General features: G+C 73.4%; 16 protein-coding genes and 1 tRNA gene. 4 read left to right on the top strand and 13 right to left on the bottom strand.

What is annotated here, in order from left to right; genetic code table 11:
• Positions 1 to 139: 139 nt before the first annotated feature.
• Positions 140 to 841 (top strand): IMPACT family protein, encoded by a 702-nt coding sequence (locus AC3RKA_RS05450; RefSeq protein WP_002855681.1) that lies wholly within the window; start codon positions 140 to 142, stop codon positions 839 to 841.
• The gene (locus AC3RKA_RS05445) at positions 834 to 2,051 is read left to right on the top strand and encodes a class I SAM-dependent methyltransferase (RefSeq protein ID WP_336264819.1); all 1,218 of its coding nucleotides are present in this window, start codon (positions 834 to 836) and stop codon (positions 2,049 to 2,051) included. The genes AC3RKA_RS05450 and AC3RKA_RS05445 overlap by 8 nt, the downstream gene beginning before the upstream one ends.
• Positions 2,052 to 2,186: 135 nt before the next feature.
• On the opposite strand, the gene rpsA is transcribed toward AC3RKA_RS05445, so the two are convergent.
• The 3 genes from rpsA to polA form a co-directional block, all read right to left on the bottom strand.
• On the bottom strand, positions 2,187 to 3,644 hold the full coding sequence (gene rpsA, locus AC3RKA_RS05440) for a 30S ribosomal protein S1 (protein ID WP_002855685.1): 1,458 nt from the start codon (positions 3,642 to 3,644) through the stop codon (positions 2,187 to 2,189).
• 142 nt (positions 3,645 to 3,786) lie between these two features.
• The gene (locus AC3RKA_RS05435) at positions 3,787 to 5,160 is read right to left on the bottom strand and encodes a GNAT family N-acetyltransferase (RefSeq protein ID WP_336264820.1); all 1,374 of its coding nucleotides are present in this window, start codon (positions 5,158 to 5,160) and stop codon (positions 3,787 to 3,789) included.
• Complete coding sequence (gene polA, locus AC3RKA_RS05430; RefSeq protein WP_336264821.1) at positions 5,144 to 7,957, bottom strand: DNA polymerase I; 2,814 nt, start codon at positions 7,955 to 7,957, stop codon at positions 5,144 to 5,146. Before polA ends, AC3RKA_RS05435 begins: the two co-directional genes overlap by 17 nt.
• 67 nt (positions 7,958 to 8,024) lie before the next feature.
• Between polA and AC3RKA_RS05425 the strand changes: the two genes are divergently transcribed.
• Positions 8,025 to 8,546 carry a PaaI family thioesterase gene (locus AC3RKA_RS05425; RefSeq protein WP_036315345.1) on the top strand — a complete coding sequence of 174 codons (522 nt, stop codon included), beginning with the start codon at positions 8,025 to 8,027 and terminating at the stop codon, positions 8,544 to 8,546.
• 60 nt (positions 8,547 to 8,606) lie between these two features.
• Here the strand turns inward: AC3RKA_RS05425 and mnhG are convergent, their stop codons facing one another.
• The 7 genes from mnhG to AC3RKA_RS05390 form a co-directional block, all read right to left on the bottom strand.
• Positions 8,607 to 8,984 carry a monovalent cation/H(+) antiporter subunit G gene (mnhG, locus tag AC3RKA_RS05420; RefSeq protein ID WP_049158184.1) on the bottom strand — a complete coding sequence of 126 codons (378 nt, stop codon included), beginning with the start codon at positions 8,982 to 8,984 and terminating at the stop codon, positions 8,607 to 8,609.
• Between the two features lie 13 nt (positions 8,985 to 8,997).
• On the bottom strand, positions 8,998 to 9,288 hold the full coding sequence (locus tag AC3RKA_RS05415; protein ID WP_049158185.1) for an MrpF/PhaF family protein: 291 nt from the start codon (positions 9,286 to 9,288) through the stop codon (positions 8,998 to 9,000).
• A complete protein-coding gene (locus tag AC3RKA_RS05410) occupies positions 9,285 to 9,725 on the bottom strand; it encodes a Na+/H+ antiporter subunit E (protein WP_081091264.1) in 441 nt (146 codons plus the stop codon). Before AC3RKA_RS05410 ends, AC3RKA_RS05415 begins: the two co-directional genes overlap by 4 nt.
• Complete coding sequence (locus AC3RKA_RS05405) at positions 9,722 to 11,362, bottom strand: monovalent cation/H+ antiporter subunit D family protein (protein ID WP_060774928.1); 1,641 nt, start codon at positions 11,360 to 11,362, stop codon at positions 9,722 to 9,724. Before AC3RKA_RS05405 ends, AC3RKA_RS05410 begins: the two co-directional genes overlap by 4 nt.
• The gene (locus AC3RKA_RS05400; protein ID WP_002855699.1) at positions 11,359 to 11,814 is read right to left on the bottom strand and encodes a sodium:proton antiporter; all 456 of its coding nucleotides are present in this window, start codon (positions 11,812 to 11,814) and stop codon (positions 11,359 to 11,361) included. The genes AC3RKA_RS05405 and AC3RKA_RS05400 overlap by 4 nt, the downstream gene beginning before the upstream one ends.
• Entirely contained in the window at positions 11,811 to 14,651 is a 2,841-nt protein-coding gene (locus AC3RKA_RS05395; protein WP_336264822.1) for a DUF4040 family protein, read from the bottom strand. The genes AC3RKA_RS05400 and AC3RKA_RS05395 overlap by 4 nt, the downstream gene beginning before the upstream one ends.
• A gap of 70 nt (positions 14,652 to 14,721) precedes the next feature.
• Positions 14,722 to 14,803, bottom strand: a tRNA-Leu gene (locus AC3RKA_RS05390).
• Positions 14,804 to 14,967: 164 nt separating this feature from the next.
• On the opposite strand from AC3RKA_RS05390, the gene AC3RKA_RS05385 reads away from it, so the two are divergent.
• Positions 14,968 to 15,564: an ANTAR domain-containing response regulator gene (locus AC3RKA_RS05385; protein WP_336264823.1), complete on the top strand. Its 597-nt coding sequence runs from the start codon at positions 14,968 to 14,970 to the stop codon at positions 15,562 to 15,564.
• Between the two features lie 18 nt (positions 15,565 to 15,582).
• Here AC3RKA_RS05385 and pyk read toward each other — a convergent pair whose 3' ends face one another.
• The 3 genes from pyk to gltB all read right to left on the bottom strand — a co-directional run bounded on the left by pyk (position 15,583) and on the right by gltB (position 23,274).
• Positions 15,583 to 17,070: a pyruvate kinase gene (gene pyk, locus AC3RKA_RS05380; protein ID WP_115261154.1), complete on the bottom strand. Its 1,488-nt coding sequence runs from the start codon at positions 17,068 to 17,070 to the stop codon at positions 15,583 to 15,585.
• A 98-nt stretch (positions 17,071 to 17,168) separates the two neighbouring features.
• Complete coding sequence (locus AC3RKA_RS05375; protein ID WP_065573023.1) at positions 17,169 to 18,629, bottom strand: glutamate synthase subunit beta; 1,461 nt, start codon at positions 18,627 to 18,629, stop codon at positions 17,169 to 17,171.
• The gene (gene gltB, locus AC3RKA_RS05370; RefSeq protein WP_065573022.1) at positions 18,622 to 23,274 is read right to left on the bottom strand and encodes a glutamate synthase large subunit; all 4,653 of its coding nucleotides are present in this window, start codon (positions 23,272 to 23,274) and stop codon (positions 18,622 to 18,624) included. The genes AC3RKA_RS05375 and gltB overlap by 8 nt, the downstream gene beginning before the upstream one ends.
• Positions 23,275 to 23,301 lie beyond the last annotated feature (27 nt).

The raw sequence follows: 23,301 nt of genomic DNA, 5'->3' as shown, positions 1-23,301 counted from the left end.
GGGTCGTGGGAGGCCCGCGGCGGCACGCGTGCACGCTCACCGGTGGGCCGGTGCCGGGTGGCACGGTCCCCCACTGTACCGAAGCTCACGTCCGGGCTCGACGGCGTGCCCGTCCTCGGCCAGCCCCTAGGGTGGGGTCATGCCCGATCCCGCCCCCGCCCCGACCGCGCGCTGCACGGTCCTGCCGGCGTCCGCCCGCGACCCCGACGGCTGGCTGGAACGGGAGGTGGAGATCCGCCGCAGCCGCTTCCTCACCTACCTCGGGCGCGTCGAGGACGAGGCGCAGGCGCGCGAGATGGTCGCCGTCCTGCGGCGCCGGCACCACGACGCGCGGCACGTGTGCAGCGCGTTCGTCCTCGGCCCCGCCCGGGACCGGATGCGTTCCAGCGACGACGGCGAGCCCGCCGGCACCGCCGGCGTCCCCATGCTCGAGGCCCTCGTCCAGCGCGAGACCGCGCCGGGCCGGACCGACCTGACGGACGTGTGCGCCGTCGTCGTGCGCTGGTTCGGGGGGATCAAGCTGGGCGCCGGGGGCCTGGTGCGCGCCTACTCGGACTCGGTGTCCGGGGCGCTCGACGCCGCCCCGCTGCGCACCCGCTCCCGGCTGGCCCTGCTCGCGGTGGAGGCGCCCCACACCGACGCCGGCCGGTGGGAGAACGAGCTGCGCGCGGCGGGCGTGTCGGTGCTGGAGGCGAGCTACGGCGCCGCGGCGGTCCGCCTGACGGTCGGTGTGCCGGACACCGAGGAGGCCCGCGCGGCGTTCGCGGCGCGGCTCGCGGACGTCACGGCCGGCGCCGGGCATGCGGAGCGGATCGGGGAGGACTGGGTGGACCATGAGTGAGCCGTTGCCCCGGGGGGTCACCCCCGATGTCGCCCGCGGCGGGCTGCCGGACGACCTCACCGCGGGCGTGGACTTCGCGGCGCTGGACCGGTGGCCGCTGCCGCCCGAGCCCGACCGTCAGGCCCACGACGCGGCGGACCTGCTCCTGCTCGACACCCTGGCCGGGTGGATCGCGAGCGGGCACGTCCCCGGCCCGGTGGCCGTGCTGGAGGACCGGCACGGCGCGCTGACCCTGCCCCTGCTCACGGCCGGCCACGACGTGCGGGTCCACCAGGACGACGCCTCCGCCGAGCGCTCGCTGGACGCGAACCTCGCCGCGTGGCGCGCCGCCGGTCGCCTCGGCGGGGAGACCGGCGAGCTCGAGCGGTCGGCCACGCCCGAGGAGGCGGCCCGGGGCGCCCGGACGGTCCTGCTGCCGCTGCCCCGCTCGCTCGACGAGCTCGACCGGCTGTCCCGGATCGTGGCGGGCGCGGCCGACCCCGGCGTGGTCCTGCTGGCCGGCGGCCGCGACAAGCACATGAGTCCGCGCATGAACGCGGTGCTCGGCGCGGCGTTCGAGGACGTCGTCGCCGGACGGGGACGACGCAAGGCGCGCGTGCTCACGGCCCGGGGCCCGCGTCCCGGCGTGACCCCCCGGCCGCCGGAGGAGTCCGACCGGGACGTCCCCGGCGTGGGGCGCCTGCACCTGGTGGCCCACGCCGGCACCTTCGGCGGAGCCGCCGCCGACCCGGGCTCCCGTCTGCTGCTCGCCTCGCTCGCCGACGACCCGCGCCCGCCGGGGCGCGTCGTGGACCTGGGCTGCGGCAACGGGCTGCTCTCGGTCGGGGCGGCGCGGCTGTGGCCGCACGTCACCGTGCTGGCCACCGACCAGTCCGCCGTGGCGGTGGCCTCGACGCTCGCCACGGCCCGCGCGAACGGAGTGGCGGACCGCGTCCGGGCCGTGCGCGACGACGCCCTGGCCACGTGGCCGGACGGGACGGAGGAGTGCGTGCTCCTGAATCCCCCGTTCCACGACGGCAACGCCGTGGACCCCTCCATGGCCCACCGGCTGGTGGCGGCCGCGGCGCGGGTGCTGGAGCCGGGCGGCCGGCTGTGGTGCGTCTGGAACTCGCATCTGCGGTACCGGCCGGTGCTGGAGGACCTCGTCGGGCCGACCCGGCAGACGGCGCGCGACCGCACGTTCACCGTGACGGTCTCCGAGCGCCGCTGAGCGCGGCCGCCGGGGCCCGTCCACTCCCCCGCGGCCGGTCCCCCGGGACGCGACGACGCCCCGCCCCTCCGGAGGGAGGGACGGGGCGTCGGGGGCTCGGCGCGGGCCGTCAGGGACGGTCACGCACCGCGGCGATCAGTTGCCGGTGAGCTTCTCGCGCAGGGCGGCGAGGGCCTCGTCCGAGGCCAGGGTGCCGCCGTCCGAGGACGGGGCCTCGGAGGAGTAGGACGAGCCGCCCAGGCCCGCACCGGCGTCGGCGCCGGCGTTGGCCTCCTCCTCGAGGGAGCGGCGCACCTGCTCCTTGTGGGCCTCCCAGCGGGCCTGAGCGTCGGCGTACTGCTGCTCCCAGGCGGCGCGCTCGGCCTCGAAGCCCTCCATCCACTCGTTGGTCTCGACGTCGAAGCCCTCGGGGTACTTGTAGTTGCCCTCCTCGTCGTACTCCGCGGCCATGCCGTAGAGCGCCGGGTCGAACTCGGTGCCCTCGGGGTCCACGCCCTCGTTGGCCTGCTTGAGGGACAGGGAGATGCGGCGACGCTCGAGGTCGATGTCGATGACCTTGACGAACAGCTCGTCGTTGACCGACACGACCTGCTCGGCGGTGTCGATGTGGCGCGAGGCCAGCTCCGAGATGTGCACGAGACCCTCGATGCCGTCCTCGACGCGGACGAACGCACCGAACGGCACGAGCTTGGTGACCTTGCCCGGCACGACCTGGCCGAGGGCGTGGGTGCGGGCGAAGAGCTGCCACGGGTCCTCCTGGGTCGCCTTCAGCGACAGGGAGACACGCTCGCGGTCCATGTCCACCTCGAGGACCTCGACGGTGACCTCCTGGCCCACCTCGACGACCTCGGACGGGTGGTCGATGTGCTTCCAGGACAGCTCGGAGACGTGCACGAGGCCGTCCACGCCGCCCAGGTCCACGAAGGCGCCGAAGTTGACGATCGAGGACACGGTGCCGTTGCGGACCTGGCCCTTCTCCAGCTTGTGGAGGAAGTTCGAGCGGACCTCGGACTGGGTCTGCTCGAGCCAGGCGCGGCGGGACAGGACCACGTTGTTGCGGTTCTTATCCAGCTCGATGATCTTCGCCTCGAGCTTCTGGCCGATGTAGGGGGCCAGGTCGCGCACGCGGCGCATCTCCACGAGGGAGGCCGGGAGGAAGCCGCGCAGGCCGATGTCGAGGATGAGGCCGCCCTTGACCACCTCGATGACGGTGCCCTCGACGACGCCGTCCTCCTCCTTGATCTTCTCGATGTCGCCCCAGGCGCGCTCGTACTGGGCGCGCTTCTTCGAGAGGATCAGGCGACCCTCCTTGTCCTCCTTGGTGAGGACCAGGGCCTCGACGGTGTCGCCCACGGCCACGACCTCGTCCGGGTCCACGTCGTGCTTGATGGACAGCTCGCGGGACGGGATGACGCCCTCGGTCTTGTAGCCGATGTCGAGCAGGACCTCGTCGCGGTCCACCTTGACGACGGTGCCCTCGACGAGGTCGCCATCGTTGAAGTACTTGATGGTCGCGTCGATGGCGGCGAGCAGGTCCTCGGCAGAGCCGATGTCGTTGATGGCGACCTGCGGGGCGTTGGAAGTGGTGGTCATGTAGGAGGGACTCCGTTGGGATCGGGGGTCACGTCGGGATCGATGCCGCTGGTGAGCGGCATCCGGGCACCAGAGGGCCCCCACCCGGCGTGGGTCGTGATGGACATGTAACAAATGCGCACGAATGTGCCCGTCTAGCGTATCAGAAGCCGACGAGGGTGTGCAGGGGTCGTCCGGGCCGCACGAGCGCGTCGAACGCCTCCGCCGCGCCGGCCCGCAGCTCCGCCACGACACCGGCCTCCGCCAGCACCGCGGCGCCGGCCCCGCGGGAGTGCCCGCCGAGCCAGAGCGCGGAGAACCGGGCCGCGTCGAGCCGGAGCCCCGCGCCCAGGCCCACGGCGTCGGCTGCGGGGCCCAGCCGCTCGGCGGCGCCCCGTCCCTGGCGGACGGTGAGCCGCCACGTCCCGTCGATCGCGCCGAGCGCGTCCTCGACGGCGACGACGACCTCCCCGTCGCCCGCCCAGCCACGGGCCACCATGGCGGCGGGCAGGTTCAGGACCCGCAGGTACAGGTCGTCGGAGCCGCGGTGCCGGCTCACCCGCCGCTCGTCGACGAAGAGCGCCTCGAGCCAGCCGGTCTCGGGCGCGCGGCCCCACTCGATCCGCTCGACCAGGTCCAGCCGGGCCAGGTGGTGGACGAGCCCGCGCCGCGCGTCGGCGGTCGCCGCGAGGAACGCGGTGACGGTGATCGTGGGCGGCTCCTTCTCCCAGCCCTCGAACCGGTACAGCGCGACGCCCTGGACCCGCCCCTCGTCGTCGCGGTGGACCGCCGCGTACAGCCCCGAGCCGCGTCCCTCGTTCCGGCTCGCCTCGCGGTCCTCCCAGCGAGGCACGCTGAACGAGGTCCGCTGGACCGAGCCGGGGGTGGCCGGCAGCACCCGTCCGTACAGCTCGTCCACGAGGCCGGGGATCTCCCGCGGCTCCTCGACCGTGACCCGCCCGCCGGCCGGGGCGCCCGTGAGCGCGGGGGCGCCCGAGACGTCGATCCGCACGGCGTGCCACCGGGTGGCGGCCCCGAAGCCGAAGCGGCCGTAGATGGCAGCCTCGGTCGCGGTCAGGGCGGCCGCGCACAGGCCGGCGTCGCGCGCGTCCGCGAGGGACCTGAGCATCATGGCCCGCAGCACGCCGCGCCGGCGGGCGTCCGGCGAGACGGTCACGTCGGTGATCAGCCACGCGTCGACGGTGCGGCCGGGCCACGTGGTCAGCGGCTGCACGAAGTCCTCGAAGGTGGCGGCGGGGCGGCGGGCCGCCGGGTCGTCCCCCGGCGCGTAGACGCCGAGCCGGCGCCGTCCGTCGGCCGCGTGGGCCTCGAGCTGCTGGCGGAGCGCGGCGCCCGTGGGCACCGTCTCGTAGAAGCCCCGTTCGACCGCGGCCGCGAAGTGCGATGCGGCGGGATCCTCGGGGCCGAGGACCCCGAGGTCGCGCAGCGCGAGGCCGTGCTCTCCGAGTCGGGCCTCGGCGGCGTCGGCCAGCCGCCGCAGCGACGGACCCTCCGGCGCGTCAGTGTGCGGCGTCATGCCAGCTCCTTCCCTGGCCGACGTGCACGTCGAGCGGCACGGAGAGCTCGGCGGCCCGGCCCATCCGCTCCTTCAGGAGCGCCGTGGCCTGCTCGAGCTCGGCGGCCGGGACCTCGAGGATGAGCTCGTCGTGGACCTGCAGCAGCAGGCGCGAGGCCAGCTTGTGCTCCTCGAGGCCGGCCTGCACGTCGAGCATCGCGCGCTTGATGATGTCCGCGGCCGAGCCCTGGATGGGGGCGTTGAGCGCGGCGCGCTCGGCCATGTCCCGCAGCTGACGGTTGTCCGAGCTGAGGTCCGGCAGGTAGCGACGGCGCCCCTCGATCGTCGAGGTGTACCCGTCCTGCCGCGCCTGAGCGACGACGTCGCGCAGGTAGTCGCGCACGCCGCCGAAGCGGTCGAAGTAGCCCTTCATGAGGCCGCGCGCCTCGTCCACCGAGATCTTCAGCTGCTTGGACAGCCCGAAGGAGGACAGGCCGTAGGCCAGGCCGTAGCTCATCGCCTTCACCTTCGCGCGCTGCTCGGCCGTGACCTCGTCCGGGTCCACGCCGAACACCTGCGAGCCGACGAACGAGTGCAGGTCCTCGCCCTCGCGGAAGGCCTGGATCAGCCCCTCGTCCTCGGACAGGTGCGCCATGATGCGCATCTCGATCTGGGAGTAGTCGGCCGAGAGCAGCACGGCCTGCTCCCCGGCCACCTCGTCCGCCACGAACACCTCACGGATGCGGCGGCCCGCCTCGGTGCGCACCGGGATGTTCTGGAGGTTCGGATGCAGCGAGGACAGTCGGCCCGTGGCGGCGGCGGTCTGCGAGTAGGTGGTGTGGATGCGGCCGTCCGGGGCGACGGTCTCGAGCAGCCCCTCCACGGTCTGCCGGAGCTTCGTGGCGTCACGGTGGGCCATCAGGTTCTCGAGGAACGGGTGCCGGGTCTGCTCGAGCAGGTCCTGCAGCGAGTCCACGTCCGTGGAGTAGCCGGTCTTCGTCTTGCGCGTGCGCGGCATGTTGAGCCGCTCGAACAGCACCTCCTGCAGCTGCTTGGGCGAGCCGAGGTTGACCTGCATCCCGCCGGTCTCCTCCGCGACGGACGCCCACGCGGACTCCTTGGCGGCGTCGGCGGCGTCGGTGAAGTCCTCGCGCAGGCCGGTCAGGGCGTCGACGTCGACGGCGATCCCGGTCAGCTCCATCCGGGCGAGCAGCCGCGAGAGCGGGATCTCGAGCTCCTGCAGCAGCCGCTGCGCCCCGCGGTCGAGCACCTGGGGCGTGAACTGGGTCGAGAGACGGCGCACCACCCAGGCGGCCCGCACGGCGTCCGCGGCGCGGGCCGCGCGTTCGGCGGCGGCCTGACCCCCGTCGAGGTCGAACGTCCCCTGCGCCCGCTGCTGAGCGGGCTCGCGCGGAGCGGTGAGGGGGGTGTGCAGATGCGCCTCCGCCAGCGCCTCGAGCGAGGTGTCCCGCCGGTCCGGCTGGATCAGGTAGGCCGAGAGCAGCACGTCGTCCACCACGCCGTCCAGGGCCGCGTCCGGGCCGAGCCCGTCGCCCTCGGTGGGCGCGGTCAGCGCCTTGAGCGTGCGCTTGAGGTCGTGCACGGCCTTGGCCAGTCCGCCCTCGCCGAGGGCGTCGCGCACGGCGGCCACCAGCGCCGGGTCCGGGGTGTCGCCGTCGAGGGTGACGTGCAGGCCCGCGCGCTCGCCCACCAGCGCGACGCCGACGGGCGTGCCGAACGTGCCGGGCACGGGCACCTTGCGGCGGGGCAGCAGGGCCGGGCCCTCGACGTCCACGTGGACGCCGAGCAGGGTGCCGGCCTCGGCGGCGAGGAAGGCGCGCACGTCCTCGGCCGTCGTCGCCTCGGTGAACTCCGGGGCGGCCTCGACCTCGGGGGGCGGCGCGTCCTCGCCCACCCGCTCGCCGAACACCTCGAACACGCGCTCCCGGATGCGGTTGAACTGCAGCGCGTCGAACAGCTCCTCCACGGGCTCGCGCTCGGGCATCTCGAGCCGCATCGCCTCGAGCCCGATCGGCAGGTCGAGGTCGCGCACGAGGGCGTTGAGGCGGCGGTTGCGGCGCACGTCCTCGAGATGCTCGCGCAGCGCCTCCCCCTTCTTGCCCGTGATCTCGTGCGCGTGCGCCAGCACGCCGTCGAGGTCCCCGTACTGCTTCAGCCACTTCGCGGCGAACCCGGGGCCGACGCCGGGCACGCCGGGCAGGTTGTCCGCGGCCTCGCCGACGAGGGCCGCGAGCTCGGGGTACTGGGCGGGGGCGACCCCGTACTTGGCCAGGACGGCGTCCGCATCCATCGGCGGGATGTCGGAGACGCCCTTCTTGGGGTAGAGCACGGTGGTGCGCTCGGAGATGAGCTGGAACGCGTCCCGGTCACCGGAGACGACGACGGCCTCCCACCCCGCCTCCTCGGCGCGCGCGGACAGCGTGGCCACGATGTCGTCGGCCTCGTAGCCCTCCAGCGTGAGCGTGGGGATGCCCAGGGCCTCCATGACCTTCACGGTCAGCTCGATCTGGCCCGCGAACTCCGCGGGCGTCTCGGATCGGCCGGCCTTGTACTCCCCGTACTCCTCGGAGCGGAACGTGGGCCCGGAGAGGTCGAACGCCACGGCCACGTGCGTGGGCCGCTGCTGCCGGATCATGGTCAGGAGCATGGCGGTGAAGCCGTACACGGCGTTCGTGTGCTGGCCCGTGTCCGTGGCGAAGTTCTCGGCGGGCAGCGCGTAGAACGCGCGGAACGCCATCGAGTGCCCGTCCAGGACCAGCAGCCGCTGCGGGGCCTCTGGGGTCGGATCTTCCGCCATGGGTGCTCACGTCTCCTCTCGGCGCGCGGCGCGGGGCGCGCCGGTCGCGTGTGCCAGCCTAGTGCTCATGAGTGAGCACACCGAGACCACCCCCGCCGCCTCCGAGCGCGTGTACCGCCCCGGCGTCACCCCCGAGCTGAGCCCCGCCGAGCTGGAGGCGGCCTGCGCCGAGGCCGGTCTGACGCCCGAGCTTGTCGCCGCCCTCGGCGGCGCGGCGATCAGCCCCCTGGCCCAGAAGATGGGTCTGCGCTTCCTCGAGCTCACGGCCGAGCGCGCCGTCGCCACCCTGCCCGTGGCGGGCAACGAGCAGCCCGTCGGGCTGCTGCACGGCGGCGCCCACCTCGTGCTCGCCGAGTCCCTGGGCTCGATGGCCGCGAAGATCCACGCCGGGCCGGACCGCAACGTCGTCGGGGTCGAGATCAGCGCCACGCACCACCGGGCCGTCCGCTCGGGCCTCGTGACCGGCACCGCGACCGCCGTCCACCTGGGCGGCACCCTCGTCACCCATGAGGTGGTGATGACGGACGAGCAGGGCCGGCGGCTCTCGACCGCCCGCATCACCAACCTGGTCCTGGCGCCGCGCCCCTGAGGCGGCACGGCCCGCCCCGGGGGACGGGACGGGCCGGGCCGACGTCGCGTGCGGGCGGTCTCAGACCTCGTCCGGCGCGCGTGGGGCGGGCTCGTCGTGCTCGCGCCCCGGGGTGTCCTCGGCGAGCTCGTCGTAGTGCCCGGGGTTCATGGGCACCCCCGTGAGGTAGGCCGAACGGGCCAGGGCCATCGTGGCCACCGACGCCGTCCCGAGCTGCAGGACCACGATCAGCACGACCTTGACCACGTTGGCCACCGAGGGCATGTGGAGCAGGGCCCCGACCACGAGCAGGATCATGCCGACGCCGCCGGCCGTGCCGGTGGCGGAGATCCGCGTGTAGGGGTCCGGGAAGCGCACGAGGCCCAGGGCGGCGCCGAGGAAGACGAGCGCGCCCAGCACGATCATGAGCGAGCCGATGACGTTCATCGCGGTGTCCATGGGGATGGCCTCCTCAGCGTCGCCCGCGCGTCAGCGCGCGGGCCAGGGACATGCCGGTCAGGAACCCGGTGATCGCGGCGATGAGCACCAGGTCGAACGTGAAGGCGTTGGCCGCCCGGACGCCGAACAGCGTGACCATGCCGGTGACGCTGAACGTGAGCAGGTCGCCGGAGACGGCCCGGTCGGCGTCCAGGGGCCCCACGAGGATCCGGTAGGCGGAGACGACGGCGGCGACGAGCAGCAGGGCGATGCCGACGTCGATCCCGATCAGGGACCAGTCGTAGTGCAGATCGGTCAGGCTCATGCGGCCACCCCTGTCCGACGCAGCGCATGGAGCATGCGCCGCTCCATGTCGTGGATGTCTGCGCGCAGGCCGTCCGCGTCGTCGAAGTACAGGCCATGCACGTAGAGCAGGCGGCGCGCATCCGGATCGCCCGGCTCGTCGCCGACGGCGCCCGCCCGGCGGGTGCCGAGGGTGAGGGTGCCCGGGGTGAGGGTGATGAGCGAAGACAGGACGGTGACCTCCAGGTCCGTGCGACAGCTGGTGCGCACCCGGGCGATGCCCGAGCGGGCGTCGTCGCCGGGGGTGATCAGGTCGTGCAGGACCGCGCCCGAGGACGTGACGAGGGCCCACAGGTACCAGAGCACGAAGCCGGCCAGGCGCAGCGGCCACGACCACACGCTGGCCGTGCCGTCGCGGAAGTCCTGCGTGCCGTCGTCGTACTGGTGTGCCTGGCTCATCGGCCGATCACCGCCTCCACATACGCATGCGTGTCCGTCAGCCCCTGGGCGGCCGTGTCCGAGACCAGCCACAGGCCCTGCGCGCCCAGGCCGAGCGCGAGGGACAGGGTCGCGGTGAGGACCGCCGGCAGGGCCAGCGAGAACGGGATCCGGGAGCGGGTGAGGTCCTCGTCCCGGCTGAAGACCACGGGCAGCACCCCCGTGGGGGTGTGGACGGCCGCGGGGCCGTCGGGGGCGCCGGCCGAGGCGACCGGGCCGTCCGCGCGGGCCTCCACGATGGGCAGGGCGGCCGTCTCGAGGCGCTCCCGGTGGTGGCGGGGCATCTCGGGTTCACCCCAGAACCAGCCGTTCCAGATGCGCAGCAACCCCCACAGGCTCAGCAACGAGGCGACGAGCACGACGGCCACGACGACGGTCCGACCCGCCTCCACGCCGGCGACCACGAGCATGAGCTTGCCCGCGAACCCGGAGAACGGCGGGATCCCCACCAGGGAGAGCAGGCCCGCGAAGTACGCGGCGGCGATCAGCGGCTCACGCCGGGCCAGGCCCTGCAGGTCCGCCAGCCGGCCGGAGCCGTACCGGACCTCGACGGCGCCCGTCGCGGTGAACAGGGAGGTCATGACGACCATGTGGTGGATCATGTAGAAGATGCCGGCGGCCAGGCCGAGCTGCGTGGACAGGCCGACGCCGACCAGGATGCCGCCGATGCCGCTGACCATCTGCCACGAGAGGATCGCACGGGTGCTCTGCTCCCCGAGGGAGGCGACCGCGCCGATCATGAGCGTGAGCGAGCACAGGACCAGGATGGCCCACAGGTACCGAGGCTCGCCGTCGTAGAGCACGGAGTAGATGCGGTAGATCGCGTAGACGCCCACCTTCGTGTGCAGGGCGGAGAAGATCGCGGTGACCGCCGGCGACGTCGAGGGGTACGCCTTGGACAGCCAGCCGTGCAGGGGCACCACGGACGCCTTGATGGACAGGGCGAACAGCACCATGAACCCGGCGACGGCGACCCGCTCGTCCCGCGCCGCCGCGCCGGCCAGCACGGCGAGGTTGACGCTGCCCGTGATGCCGTAGATGAAGCCGACGCCGACCACGAGGATCGTGGAGGTGAACAGGTTCAGCGTGACGTAGAGCCGGGCGCCGTCCACGCGACGCAGGGGCTCGCGCCGGTTGGCGGAGAGGACGAACAGGCCGTAGGACGGCAGCAGCATGACCTCGATGAACACGAAGAGGTTGAACAGGTCCGCCGTCAGCAGGGCGCCGTTCACCCCGGCCGTGAGGACGAGCAGCAGCGGCGCGAAGTAGACGGAGTTCGTCACGCGGGAGCCGTAGGCGAACAGGGCGCCCACCCACGAGAGTCCGGCGGTGAGGGTAAGCATCAGGCCGGTGAACGTGTCGGCGGCGAACGCGATGGCGATGCCGTCCGGCCAGCCGCCCACGCCCCCGGCCACCACGGTGCCGTCCAGGGTCAGCAGGATGAGCCCGGCGCCGCCGAGCGAGCTCAGCCCGAGCAGCGAGAGCAGGACCCGGCGGTGCAGCCCCGGACGCTCCCCCGCGATCACGAGCAGGCCGCCAGCCAGCAGGGGGACGGCCACGAACAGCGGCAGGGCCAGGCCCAGGGCGTCGAGGCTCACCGGCGCTCCTCCCGGTCGTCATGGCGGTGGCTGCCGTGCAGCACGGGCTGGGGCTGCGTGGCGAGGTGGCGCACGGCGGCGCCCAGCTCGGCGCGCGGGAAACGGGCGTCCGCGGCGGCGAGCTCGTGCGGGTCGGCGTCCTCGGAGGGGTCGGCCACCTGGTCGTCGGACCGGCCCGTCACGGCGAGCACGAGCAGCAGCACGGTGACGGCGAAGGAGATGACGATCGCCGTCAGCACGAATGCCTGGGGCAGCGGGTCGGCCTGCGCGGCCACGTCCCCGTTCCCGATGAACGGCAGGGCGCGCCGGTCGGTGCCGCCCGCGGCGAGGATGGCGAGGTTGCCGGCGTGGCCCAGCAGCACCATGCCGAGGATCACGCGCAGCAGCTCGCGCTTGGAGAACAGGTAGACCGCGCCGAACATCAGCAGGCCCACGGTGATCGCGACGGTCATCGGGTCGCCTCCTCTCGCGTCGTGGCCGCGCCGGGGGCGGCCTTCTCGGGTGCGTCGCCATCGCCGGGCGCCTGGTCGACCGTGTCCGGGCCCAGCAGGGTGAACGCGGCGACCACGAGGCCGAGCACGCACAGGTACACGCCCATGTCGAAGACCAGGGTGGTGGACAGTCCGTAGCCGAGGATCTTGACCCCGGAGGCGGCCAGGAAGCCCTCGCCCGTGAGGTAGCCGGTCAGACCGGCGGCGGTGCCCAGGGCCACGCCGCTGCCGATGAGCGTGAGGTAGGGCCACCGCAGGCGCCGGTCGCGGTCGGTGTCGGCCGACAGGTACATGAGGGCGTAGCCCGCACCGGCCACGAGGGCCGCGATGAAGCCGCCGCCCGGCTCGTAGTGCCCGCGCAGCAGCAGCAGGGCGGACATCGCGATGATCACGGGCCCGAGACCACGGCCGAAGGTGCGCGCGTAGACGAGGTTCTCGTGCACGTGCGCGAGCGGGGAGCGCTCGTCGACGATGCTGCGCAGCGCCCGGACGGGGGCGCGGTTCATCAGCAGCGCCGCGACGGTCAGTCCGGTCATGCCGAGCACCGTCATCTCGCCCAGGGTGTCGAGCGCGCGGAAGTCCACGAGGATCACGTTGACCACGTTCACGCCGCCGGCCTGCTCGTAGGTCTCGGTGAGGTAGTAGCGCGCGATCTCGGACATCTCGCGCCGACCGGTGAAGGCCAGGACGCCGACGGTGGAGGCGACGCCGGCGATCGTCGCGGCCACGAGGGCGCCGGCGCGGCGCGGGGCGGGGTCGCGCTGGAAGCGGCGCGGCAGGCGGCGCAGCAGCAGCACCATCACGCACACGGTGAGGACCTCGACGAGCATCTGGGTCAGGGCCACGTCCACGGCGCCGAGGGTGAAGAACCACAGCGTCACGCCGAAGCCGACGGTGCCCACGACCACCATCGCGGCGATGCGGGTGCGGGCGCGCAGGGTCGCCACGACACCCGCGGCCACGAGGACGACGAGCGCCCAGTCGTGCCAGCGCGCGGTCTGACCGACCACGTCCGGCAGCTCGTCCACGAGCAGGACCCCGACGACCGCGAGGACGCCGAGCATGACGGACGGGATGAGCAGGTGTGCCCGGGGCGCCATGCCGCCGGAGTGACGCCCGACGACCTCGCCCAGCCGCACCAGGCCGAAGCGGATGTCGTCCACGATGTCCAGGGCCGAGAAGGGCAGGCCCGCGCGGGCGGCGACCCGCTCCACGGGGCGGCGCAGCAGCACCAGGACGAGGCCCGCGGCGATCACGGCGGCGGAGAGGAGCAGCGCCGGGGTGACGCCGTGCCACAGGGCCAGGTGCGCGTGCGCCTGCGCGCCCGCCACGCTCTGGGCGGCGGCGGAGACGGGGGCGTCCAGCGCCTGCGGGGCGAGGCCGAGCACGACGCCGGCCACGGCCGCCAGCACGGGCATGGTCCAGAAGGCCGGGCTCGCCTCGTGGACCTCCTCGCCGCGGGTGGACTCCCACGGCTGGGCAGTGCCGGCCGGGCTCGCGCCCCACCTGCCGAGCGCGCCGAGCACCAGCCGGCCGGAGTAGGCGACGGTGAAGACGGAGGCCAGCGCGATCGCGCCCGTGACCACCGGGGCGGCCCAGGCCGGGCCCGGGGTGCCGAGGGCGGCGTCGAGCAGCCCCTCCTTCGAGACGAAGCCGAGCAGGGGCGGCACCCCGGCCATGGACACGGCGGCGAGTGTCAGGGCCGTGCCTGTGATCGGCATGCGCACGTGCCTGCCGGCGAGGACGCGCAGGTCCCGGGTGCCGGCCTCGTGGTCCACGATGCCGATCAGCATGAACAGGGCGCTCTTGAACAGCGCGTGCGCGACGGTGTGGACGACCGCGGCCGTCAACGCCGCGGGCGTGCCGATGCCGATGACGGCGGTCAGCAGGCCGAGCTGGCTCATGGTCGAGTAGGCGAGCAGGCCCTTCAGGTCGTGCTGACGCAGGGCCGTGATCGCGCCGAACAGCGCCGTGATGAGACCGCACGCGATCAGCAGCGTGGACCACACGGCGTGGCCGGCCAGCACGGGGCTGAACACGAGCAGCAGGAACACGCCGGCCTTCACCATCGCCGCGGCGTGCAGGTACGCGGAGACCGGGGAGATGGCGACCATGGAGTCCGGCAACCAGGCCTGGAACGGGAACTGTGCGGACTTCGTGAAGGCGGCCAGGGCCAGCAGGACGGCCAGCACGGTGCTGGTGGCGGGGTCCTGCCAGATGTTCGAGGCCAGGACGCCGCTGAGCGAGGCCGTCCCGGCGGTGACCATCATGACGGCGACGGCGGCCAGGAGCGCAAGGCCACCGCCCACGGTCACGAGCAGGGTCCGGATCGCGGGGTCGCGGGCATGGTCCCCCGAGCGCCCGATGAGGAAGAAGGAGGTGAAGGAGGTGAACTCCCACGCGACGAAGAGGACCACGATGTTGTCGGCGAGCACCAGCAGCAGCATCGACGCCGCGAAGGCGGTCATCAGCAGGTAGAAGGAGCCGGGGCGGCTCTCCGTGCGGTCCCGGCTGAGGTACCGGCTGGAGTAGGCGAGGATTGCGGCGCCGATGACGAGGACGATCATGGCGAACACCAGGGCCAGGCCGTTCAGCCGGAGGTCGAGGTCCACCCCGACCGCGGGGATCCACGGATGGTGCTCCGTCCTGTTGTCGCCCGTCCACGCCGCGATCAGCACGCCGGCCGCGGCGAGCAGGGGTGCGGCCAGGACCCAGCCCGCGTCCCTGCCCAGCGCACGGGAGGCCGGGACGGCCGCCACCACCGAGAGGAGGGTCAGCAGGAGGCTGGTCAGGAGCACAGGACACCACTCAGCTCGGGTCGATCGGTCACGGACACGGCGCCCACGGCGGGTGGCCGCGCGCCGACGGTGCCCGAAGTGGGACTCGAACCCACACGCCTCTCGGCACCGCATTTTGAGTGCGGCGTGTCTACCGATTCCACCATTCGGGCAGTGCCGCCCGGAGGCGGGACTCGATCACCCTATCAGCGCCCCGGCCCGGCGTCCCCGGCCTTCCGGCGGGGGTCGCCGCCGACGCGCCCATCGCGCACGGTAGCCTGGTGGACCACCAGCGGCGCCGCACCGACGCCGTCCCGGCCCGCACGAAGGAGCTGCCGTGTCCACGCTGACGCCTCCCGAGGAGACCGGCCTGCGGGCCGTCGTCGCCGAGGACGAGACCCTCATCCGCCTCGACCTGGTGGAGGTGCTCACCGGGGCGGGCTACCGGGTGGTCGCCGAGGCCGGCGACGGCCGCGCCGCCGTCGAGGCCGTGCGCGAGCACCGGCCGGACATCGTGGTGATGGACGTGAAGATGCCCGTGATGGACGGCATCGCGGCCGCGGGCGAGATCGCCGGGGAACGGCTCGCCCCCGTGGTCATGCTGACCGCCTTCAGCCAGCGCGAGCTGGTGGAGCGCGCCCGGACCGCCGGGGCCATGGCCTACGTGGTCAAGCCCTTCACCGAGGCCGACCTGGTCCCCGCCATCGAACTGGCCGTGGCCCGCTTCGACGAGCTGCGCAGCCTCGAGGCCGAGGTGCGGGACCTGGGCGACCGCCTGGAGACCCGCAAGATCGTGGACCGGGCCAAGGCGCTGCTCCAGGAGCGGATGCGCCTGACCGAAGCCGAGTCCTTCCGCTGGATCCAGAAGACCTCCATGGACCGGCGCCTGACCATGCGGGAGGTCGGGCAGGCCGTCATCGACCAGGTCGGCTGAGCGGCGCCCGCGCGCTCGTCAGAGCGGGGACCGGGCCGGCCAGAAGCCGACCGGCTCGCGCGTCTGGGGCGAGGCCGCGGACGAGCCGCCCGCGGCGTCGTCGCCCACGCGGTGCACGCGCAGCGTGTTCGTGGAGCCCACGGCCCCGGGAGGGGACCCGGCGGCGATCACCACGAGGTCGCCGTGCTCGGCGATGCCCTCCGACGTGAGGGACTGCTCCACCTGGAGGGTCATCTTGTCCGTGGAGTCCTGGAACGGGACCATCTTCGGGTAGACGCCCCACGTCAGGCACAGGATGTTGTGCGTGTGCTCGTGGTGGGTGAACGCGTAGATCGGCTGACGCGGCCGCAGGCGGCTGAGCCGACGGGCCGAGTCGCCGGACTCGGTGAACGTGGCGAGGAACGGGATCTCGAGCTGGTTCGCGACCTCGACGGCGGCCCGGGTGATCGCGCCGCCGCGCGTGCGGGGACGCGAGCCGAGCGGGTGGATGAGCTCGAGGCCGTGGGTCTCGGTGGACTCGATGATCCGGGCCATCGTCTGGACCGTCTCGACCGGATACGCGCCCACCGAGGTCTCGCCCGAGAGCATGACGGCGTCCGCGCCGTCGAGCACGGCGTTGGCGCAGTCCGAGGCCTCGGCGCGCGTCGGGCGCGGGCTGTCGATCATCGACTCGAGCACCTGCGTGGCCACGATGACCGGCTTCGCCCAGCGGCGGGCGAGGTCCACCGCGCGCTTCTGCACCACGGGCACGTCCTCGAGCGGCAGCTCCACGCCGAGGTCGCCGCGGGCCACCATGACGGCGTCGAACGCGTCCACGATGGCCTCGAGGTTCTCCACCGCCTGGGGCTTCTCGATCTTGGCGATGACCGGGACCCGGCGCTCCTCCTCGTCCATGATCTCGTGCACCCGGTCCACGTCCGCGGCGTCCCGCACGAAGGACAGCGCCACCATGTCCACGCCGGTGCGCAGCGCCCAGCGCAGGTCCCGCTCGTCCTTCTCGGACAGGGCGGGCACGTTCACCGCCACGCCCGGCAGGTTGATCCCCTTGTTGTCCGAGACCATGCCCGGCACCTCGACCTCGGCCAGCACGTCCGTGTCCGTGACCTCGACGGCGCGCAGGCGCACCTTGCCGTCGTCCACCAGGAGCACGTCGCCGGGGGCGACGTCCCCGGGCAGCCCCTTGTGGGTGGTGCCCACCAGCTCGCGGGTCCCGGGCACGTCCCGGGTGGTGATGGTGATCCGATCGCCCCTCTCGAGCAGATGCGGGCCGTCGGTGAAGCGCCCGAGGCGGATCTTGGGGCCCTGGAGGTCGGCGAAGATCGCGACGGGGCGGCCCTCCTCCACGCTCAGCCGACGCACCCGCTCGTAGGACGTCTCATGCACCGCGTGGTCGCCGTGGCTCATGTTGAGGCGGACGACGTCCGCCCCCGCGCGGATGATGGCGCGGGTGGTCTCGTCGGAGTCGGTGGCGGGCCCAAAGGTGGCGATGATCTTCGCGTGTCGCATGCGACCCACGATAGGGGGCGGGCCCGCCCTCGGTGGAGGGCGGGCCCGCCCTCGGTGGAGGGCGGGCCCGCGTGGCGTCGGAAGATGAGACGGAGGACTCAGCCGAGGACGAGGCCGCGGTCGTCCGGGTCCACGGGGTGCGGCAGTCGGGACCAGCGCTCGAGCGACTCGTCGACCTGCTGCGCGCACGCACGCCCCTCGGCGATGGCCCAGACCACCAGGGAGGCGCCGCGCCCGGCGTCGCCGCATGCGAACACGCCCGGCTCGTCGGTCTCGTACCCGTCCTTCCGGGCCACGAGCCCGCGCGTCACGTACACGCCGAGCTGCTGCGTGAGCAGCTCCTCCTCGATGCCGGTGAAGCCCAGCGCCAGCAGCACCAGGTCCGCCTGGACCTCGCGCTCGGTGCCCGCCTTGGGCCCGCGCGTGCCGTCCTCGCGGTACTCGGTCTCCGCCACGCGCAGGGCGCGCACGCGGCCGTGCTCGTCGCCGAGGAACTCGACCGTGGAGGCAAGGTGCTCGCGGGCGCCGCCCTCGGCGTCGGCCGTGGTCTGCTGGTGGACCTTGGGGATCGTGGGCCACGGCTGGTGGACGGGGCGCTCGACCGGCAGCTGCTGGCCGATCGCCAGCGTCGTCACGGACGCCGCCCCCTGGCGGTGCGCGGTGCCGATGCAGTCCGCGCCAGTGTCGCCGCCGCCGAGGATCACCACGTGGCGCCCCTCGGCGGAGATCTGGTCCGGGACCTCGTCGCCGGCGACCGCGCGGTTGGACTGCACGAGGTAGTCCATGGCGAGGTGGATCCCGTCGAGGCCGCGGCCGGGGACGGGCAGCTCGCGGGCCACGGGGGCGCCGGTCGCCACGATCACGGCGTCGAAGCGGGCCTTGAGCTGGTCCCAGGGCAGGTCGACGCCGATCTCCACGCCGGTGCGGAACCGGGTGCCCTCGGCCTCCATCTGCGCCAGGCGCCGGTCCAGGACGTCCTTCTCCAGCTTGAAGTCCGGGATGCCCAGCCGCAGCAGGCCGCCGAGGCGCTCGTCGCGCTCGTAGACCACCACGGTGAAGCCGGCGCGGGTGAGCTGCTGCGCCGCGGCCAGTCCCGCCGGGCCCGAGCCGACGACGGCCACGGTGTGGCCGTTCAGGCGGGCCGGCACGACCGGCTCGAGCCAGTCGTTGTCGAAGATCTGCTCCGCGATCGCCACCTCGGTCTGCTTGATGGTGACCGCGGGCTGGTTGATGCCCAGGGTGCAGGAGTCCTCGCACGGGGCGGGGCAGATCCGCCCGGTGACCTCGGGGAAGTTGTTGGTCGAGTGCAGTCGCGCGGCGGCCTCGTCCCAGCGTCCCCGCCGGACCAGGTCGTTCCACTCCGGGATGAGGTTGCCCAGCGGGCACCCGGAGTGGCAGAACGGGATGCCGCAGTCCATGCACCGGCCGGCCTGGGTGCGCACGATCGCCTCGTCCTGGCGGACGTACACGTCCTTGAAGTCCATGATGCGCACCGGCACCGGACGCGTGGGGCGCTCGACGCGCTCCCGGTTCTTCAGGAATCCGCGCGGATCAGCCACGGGTCACCTCCAGCAGTCGGTCCCAGACGGCCTCCCCGTCCGGGTCGAGTCCCTCGGCCGTCGCGGCCTGACGGGTGCGCAGCACGAGGTCGTACTGCCGGGGCAGGACGGTCGTGAAGCGGTCCCACGCGGCGTCGGCGGCGTCCCCGCCGGCCCGCAGGTCGGCGAGCAGCGCGGCGGCGACGGCGGAGCCCGTCTCCGCGCGGTGCAGCTCCAGCAGCTCGGCGATCCGCAGCCGGTCCTGCGCGGACGGTGCCTCGAGGATCAGGGCGTCCTCGCGGACGGCGAGTGGGTTCAGGTCCTCCCGGTCCAGGTCCAGCACCCAGGCCCGCCCGCCGGACATGCCGGCGGCGAGGTTGCGGCCGGTCTCGCCGAGGATCAGCGCCTCACCGCCGGTCATGTACTCCAGGCCGTGGTCGCCGATGCCCTCGGCCACCGCGGTGGCGCCGGAGTTGCGCACGAGGAACCGCTCCCCCACGCGGCCGCGCAGGAACAGCTGGCCCGAGGTGGCGCCGTAGCCGATCACGTTGCCGGCCACGGTGTTCTCCTCGGCCACGAACGGGGCCTCGGCGTCGGGGCGGACGATCACGCGTCCCCCCGACAGGCCCTTGCCGACGTAGTCGTTGGCGTCGCCCGAGAGCCGCAGGGTGACGCCGGCGGGCAGGAAGGCGCCGAGGGACTGGCCGGCCTCGCCCGTCAGGCGCACGGTGATCGTGTCGTCGTCCAGCTCGTCGGCGAGCCGCGTGCTCGTGACGTGGTAGCCCAGCATCGTGCCCACGGACCGGTCCGTGTTCACGACGGCCTCGTCCATCACGACGGGCGTGCCCGTCGTGAGCGTGTCCCCCAGCCGGGCGATGAACCGGTGGTCGATGTGGGAGGCGAGGTCGTGGTCCTGCTCGGTGGTGCGGCGCATGGGCGCGTCCTCGTGGCCCGGACGCCGGCCGACGGAGGGGTCCGCGAGGATGCCCGAGAGGTCCAGGCCCTCGGACTTCCAGTGGTGCAGGGCCGCGTCCACGTCGAGCAGCTCGCGGTGGCCGATCGCCTCGTCGAGCGTGCGGAAGCCCAGCTGCGAGAGCAGCTCGCGGACCTCCTGCGCGATGAACTCGAAGAAGTTGACGACGAACTCGGGCTTGCCCGTGAAGCGCGCGCGCAGCTCGGGGTTCTGGGTGGCCACGCCCACGGGGCACGTGTCCAGGTGGCACACGCGCATCATGATGCAGCCGGAGACCACGAGCGGGGCGGTCGCGAAGCCGAACTCCTCGGCCCCGAGCAGTGCGGCGATCACGACGTCCCGGCCGGTCTTGAGCTGCCCGTCCACCTGGACGGTAACGCGCTCGCGCAGGCCGTTGAGCATGAGAGTCTGCTGCGCCTCGGCCAGGCCGATCTCCCACGGGGTGCCCGCGTGCTTGAGGGAGTTCAGCGGGGAGGCGCCCGTTCCGCCGTCGTGGCCGGAGATGAGCACGACGTCGGCGCGCGCCTTGGCGACGCCCGCGGCCACCGTGCCCACGCCGGACTCGGAGACGAGCTTGACGTGGACCCGCGCGGTCGGGTTGGCCCGCTTGAGGTCGTGGATCAGCTGCGCCAGGTCCTCGATCGAGTAGATGTCGTGGTGCGGCGGCGGCGACACCAGGGAGACGCCCGGGGTCGAGTGCCGCGTGCGGGCGACCCACGGGTACACCTTGGTCCCCATCAGCTGGCCGCCCTCGCCGGGTTTGGCGCCCTGGGCCATCTTGATCTGCAGGTCGGTCGCGGTGGCCAGGTACAGGCTGGTGACGCCGAACCGGCCCGAGGCGATCTGCTTGATCTTCGAGCGGCGCTCCGGGTCCAGCAGGCGCTCGGGGTCCTCGCCGCCCTCGCCCGAGTTCGAGCGGGCGCCGAGGCGGTTCATGGCGATCGCGAGGGTCTCGTGCGCCTCCTGCGAGATGGAGCCGTAGGACATCGCGCCGGTGGAGAAGCGGCGCACGATCGACTCGACGGGCTCCACCTCGGAGACGGGCACCGGCGGCCGCTCGCCCGTGCGCAGGCGCATGAGCCCGCGCAGGGTCATGAGCTCCTCCGCCTGGTCGTCCACGCGACGCGTGTAGTCCTTGAAGACGTCGTAGCGCCGCTCCCGCGTGGAGTGCTGGAGGCGGAACACGGTCTCGGGGTTGAACAGGTGCGGCGCGCCCTCGCGCCGCCACTGGTACTCGCCGCCCACCTCGAGCTCGCGGTACGGGTTGATGTCGTTGCCGTCCGGCGGATACGCGAACTCGTGGCGCGCCTGGATCTCGGCGGCGACGACGTCGATGCCCACGCCGTCGAGCGGGCTCGTGGTGCCCACGAAGTAGCGGTCCACGAAGCGCCGGGACAGGCCGAGCGCCTCGAACGTCTGGGCGCCGGTGTAGGAGGCGACCGTGGAGATGCCCATTTTGGACATGATCTTCTGGACGCCCTTGCCGAGCGCCTTGATCAGGTTCGCCACGGCCTGCTCGGCGGTGACGCCCGAGACCTCCCCCGTGCGCACGAGCTCCTCGGCGGACTCCATGGCCAGGTACGGGTTGACCGCGGAGGCCCCGTAGCCGAGCAGGACGGCCACATGGTGGACCTCGCGCACGTCGCCCGCCTCGACGATCAGCGAGCTCTTGGTGCGGTTGGCCGAGGCCAGCAGGTGGTGGTGCACGGCGGAGGTCAGCAGCAGGGACGGGATCGGCGCCCACTGGGCGGTGGCGCCGCGGTCGGACAGCACCACGTACTCCACGCCGCGGTTGACGGCGGCCGAGACCTGCTCGCAGATCGCCTTCAGCTGGGCGCGGAGCTCCTCGACGCCTCCGGCCACCCGGTACACGCCGTTCACCTTGAGGGTCAGGCGGGTGCCGTCGGCGTCGCGCAGGTGCTGGATGCGGGCCAGCTGGTCGTTGTCGATCACGGGGAACGGGACGTCGACCTGGCGGGTGCGCACCTGCTCGAGGGAGAGCACGTTGCCCTGCGGGCCGATCGCGGTGCGCATCGAGGTCACCTGCTCCTCGCGGATCGCGTCGAGCGGCGGGTTCGTCACCTGGGCGAAGGACTGCACGAAGTAGTCGAAGAGCAGCCGGGGCCGCTTGGCGAGGACGGCGATGGGCGTGTCCGTGCCCATCGCACCGAGCGGCTCGGCGCCCGTCTGGGCCATCGGCCCGACGAGGATGCGCAGCTCCTCCGAGGTGTACCCGAAGATACGCTGACGCTGCAGGATCGACTCGGAGGTGTGGCGGACGTGCTCGCGCTCGGGGAGCGACTCCAGGTCCAGGAGGTTCTGGCGCACCCAGTCCTCCCACGGCTGGGCGGAGGCGACCTCGGCCTTGATCTCGTCGTCGCCGATGATCCGGCCCTGCTCGGTGTCCACGAGGAACATGCGCCCCGGGGCCACGCGCCCCTTGCGCACCACCGCCGAGGGCTCGATCGGCACGACGCCGACCTCGGAGGCCAGGACGACGAGGCCGTCGTCGGTGACCCACCAGCGGGCGGGGCGCAGGCCGTTGCGGTCCAGCACGGCGCCCACCTGGGTGCCGTCGGAGAAGGCGACGGCGGCCGGTCCGTCCCAGGGCTCCATGAGCATGGAGTGGTACTGGTAGAAGGCGCGGCGGGCCGGGTCCATGGTCGCGTGGTTCTCCCACGCCTCCGGGATAATCATCATGATCGCCTGGGTGAGCGGGCGCCCGGAGAGCATGAGCAGCTCCGCGACCTCGTCGAAGGAGGCCGAGTCCGAGCCGAGGGGGCTGATCAGCGGGAACAGGTCCTCTGGGACCTCGCCGAGCATCGGGTGCTTGAGCTGGCCCTGACGGGCGCGCATCCAGTTGCGGTTGCCCTTGACCGTGTTGATCTCGCCGTTGTGCGCGATGGTGCGGAACGGCTGGGCCAGCGGCCACGAGGGGAACGTGTTGGTGGAGAACCGCGAGTGGACCACGCCCAGCCGGGTGGTGAACCGCTCGTCGGAGAGGTCCGGGTAGAACGGCTCCAGCTGGGCGGTCGTCAGCATGCCCTTGTAGACGATCGTCTGGGACGAGAGCGAGGGGAAGTAGACGCCGGCGCGGGACTGGGCGCGGCGGCGCACCCGCCACGCCCGCACGTCCAGCGACTGCCCCGGCTCGGTGCCGTCCTGACCGTCCGCCAGGGACAGGAACAGCTGCTCGAACGCGGGCATGGCCGCCCGGGAGCCGACGCCCAGGGCCGAGGGGTCGGTGGGCACCTCGCGCCACGCCAGGACCTGCAGCCCCTCCTCCTCGGCCAGCCGCTCGACGGCCTCCTTCGCCTCGGCGCGCTCGCCGTCGACGGGCGGCAGGAAGGCGGTGCCGGCGACGTACTCGCCCACGGGGGGCAGCTCGGCGTCGACGACGGCACGGAACAGCTCGTCGGGGATCTGGGTCAGCAGGCCGGCGCCGTCGCCGGTGCCCTCGTCGGCGCCCACCGCCCCGCGGTGCTCGAGCGCGCGCAGGGCGGTCAGCGCGTGCTGGACGATGTCGTGGTTCGGGGTGCCCCGCAGGGTGGCGATGACGGCGAGGCCGCAGTTCTCGGTCTCCCGGGACGGGTCGTAGAGGCCCTGGGCGGCGGGGACGTCCGCATAGCGGACGAAGGGATCCACCGGTCCCCCCGCGCGGGGGGCCGAGGCGGGCGAGGATGCCACGGGCATGGTGCCGTCCTTTCCGGAGAGCAGGGG

The sequence above is a fragment of the Micrococcus sp. iso_229 genome (genome assembly GCF_058072725.1).
Note: the sequence above shows the minus strand (reverse complement) of the source record. Positions and strands in the feature narration are given on the sequence as shown.

Bases quoted from the DNA above. Each gene is read 5' to 3' on its own strand.
- AC3RKA_RS05450 (WP_002855681.1), top strand. From the start codon at position 140: ATGCCCGATCCCGCCCCCGCCCCGACCGCGCGCTGCACGGTCCTGCCG.
- AC3RKA_RS05445 (WP_336264819.1), top strand. From the start codon at position 834: ATGAGTGAGCCGTTGCCCCGGGGGGTCACCCCCGATGTCGCCCGCGGC.
- rpsA (WP_002855685.1), bottom strand. From the start codon at position 3,644: ATGACCACCACTTCCAACGCCCCGCAGGTCGCCATCAACGACATCGGC.
- AC3RKA_RS05435 (WP_336264820.1), bottom strand. From the start codon at position 5,160: ATGACGCCGCACACTGACGCGCCGGAGGGTCCGTCGCTGCGGCGGCTG.
- polA (WP_336264821.1), bottom strand. From the start codon at position 7,957: ATGGCGGAAGATCCGACCCCAGAGGCCCCGCAGCGGCTGCTGGTCCTG.
- AC3RKA_RS05425 (WP_036315345.1), top strand. From the start codon at position 8,025: ATGAGTGAGCACACCGAGACCACCCCCGCCGCCTCCGAGCGCGTGTAC.
- mnhG (WP_049158184.1), bottom strand. From the start codon at position 8,984: ATGGACACCGCGATGAACGTCATCGGCTCGCTCATGATCGTGCTGGGC.
- AC3RKA_RS05415 (WP_049158185.1), bottom strand. From the start codon at position 9,288: ATGAGCCTGACCGATCTGCACTACGACTGGTCCCTGATCGGGATCGAC.
- AC3RKA_RS05410 (WP_081091264.1), bottom strand. From the start codon at position 9,725: ATGAGCCAGGCACACCAGTACGACGACGGCACGCAGGACTTCCGCGAC.
- AC3RKA_RS05400 (WP_002855699.1), bottom strand. From the start codon at position 11,814: ATGACCGTCGCGATCACCGTGGGCCTGCTGATGTTCGGCGCGGTCTAC.
- pyk (WP_115261154.1), bottom strand. From the start codon at position 17,070: ATGCGACACGCGAAGATCATCGCCACCTTTGGGCCCGCCACCGACTCC.
- gltB (WP_065573022.1), bottom strand. From the start codon at position 23,274: ATGCCCGTGGCATCCTCGCCCGCCTCGGCCCCCCGCGCGGGGGGACCG.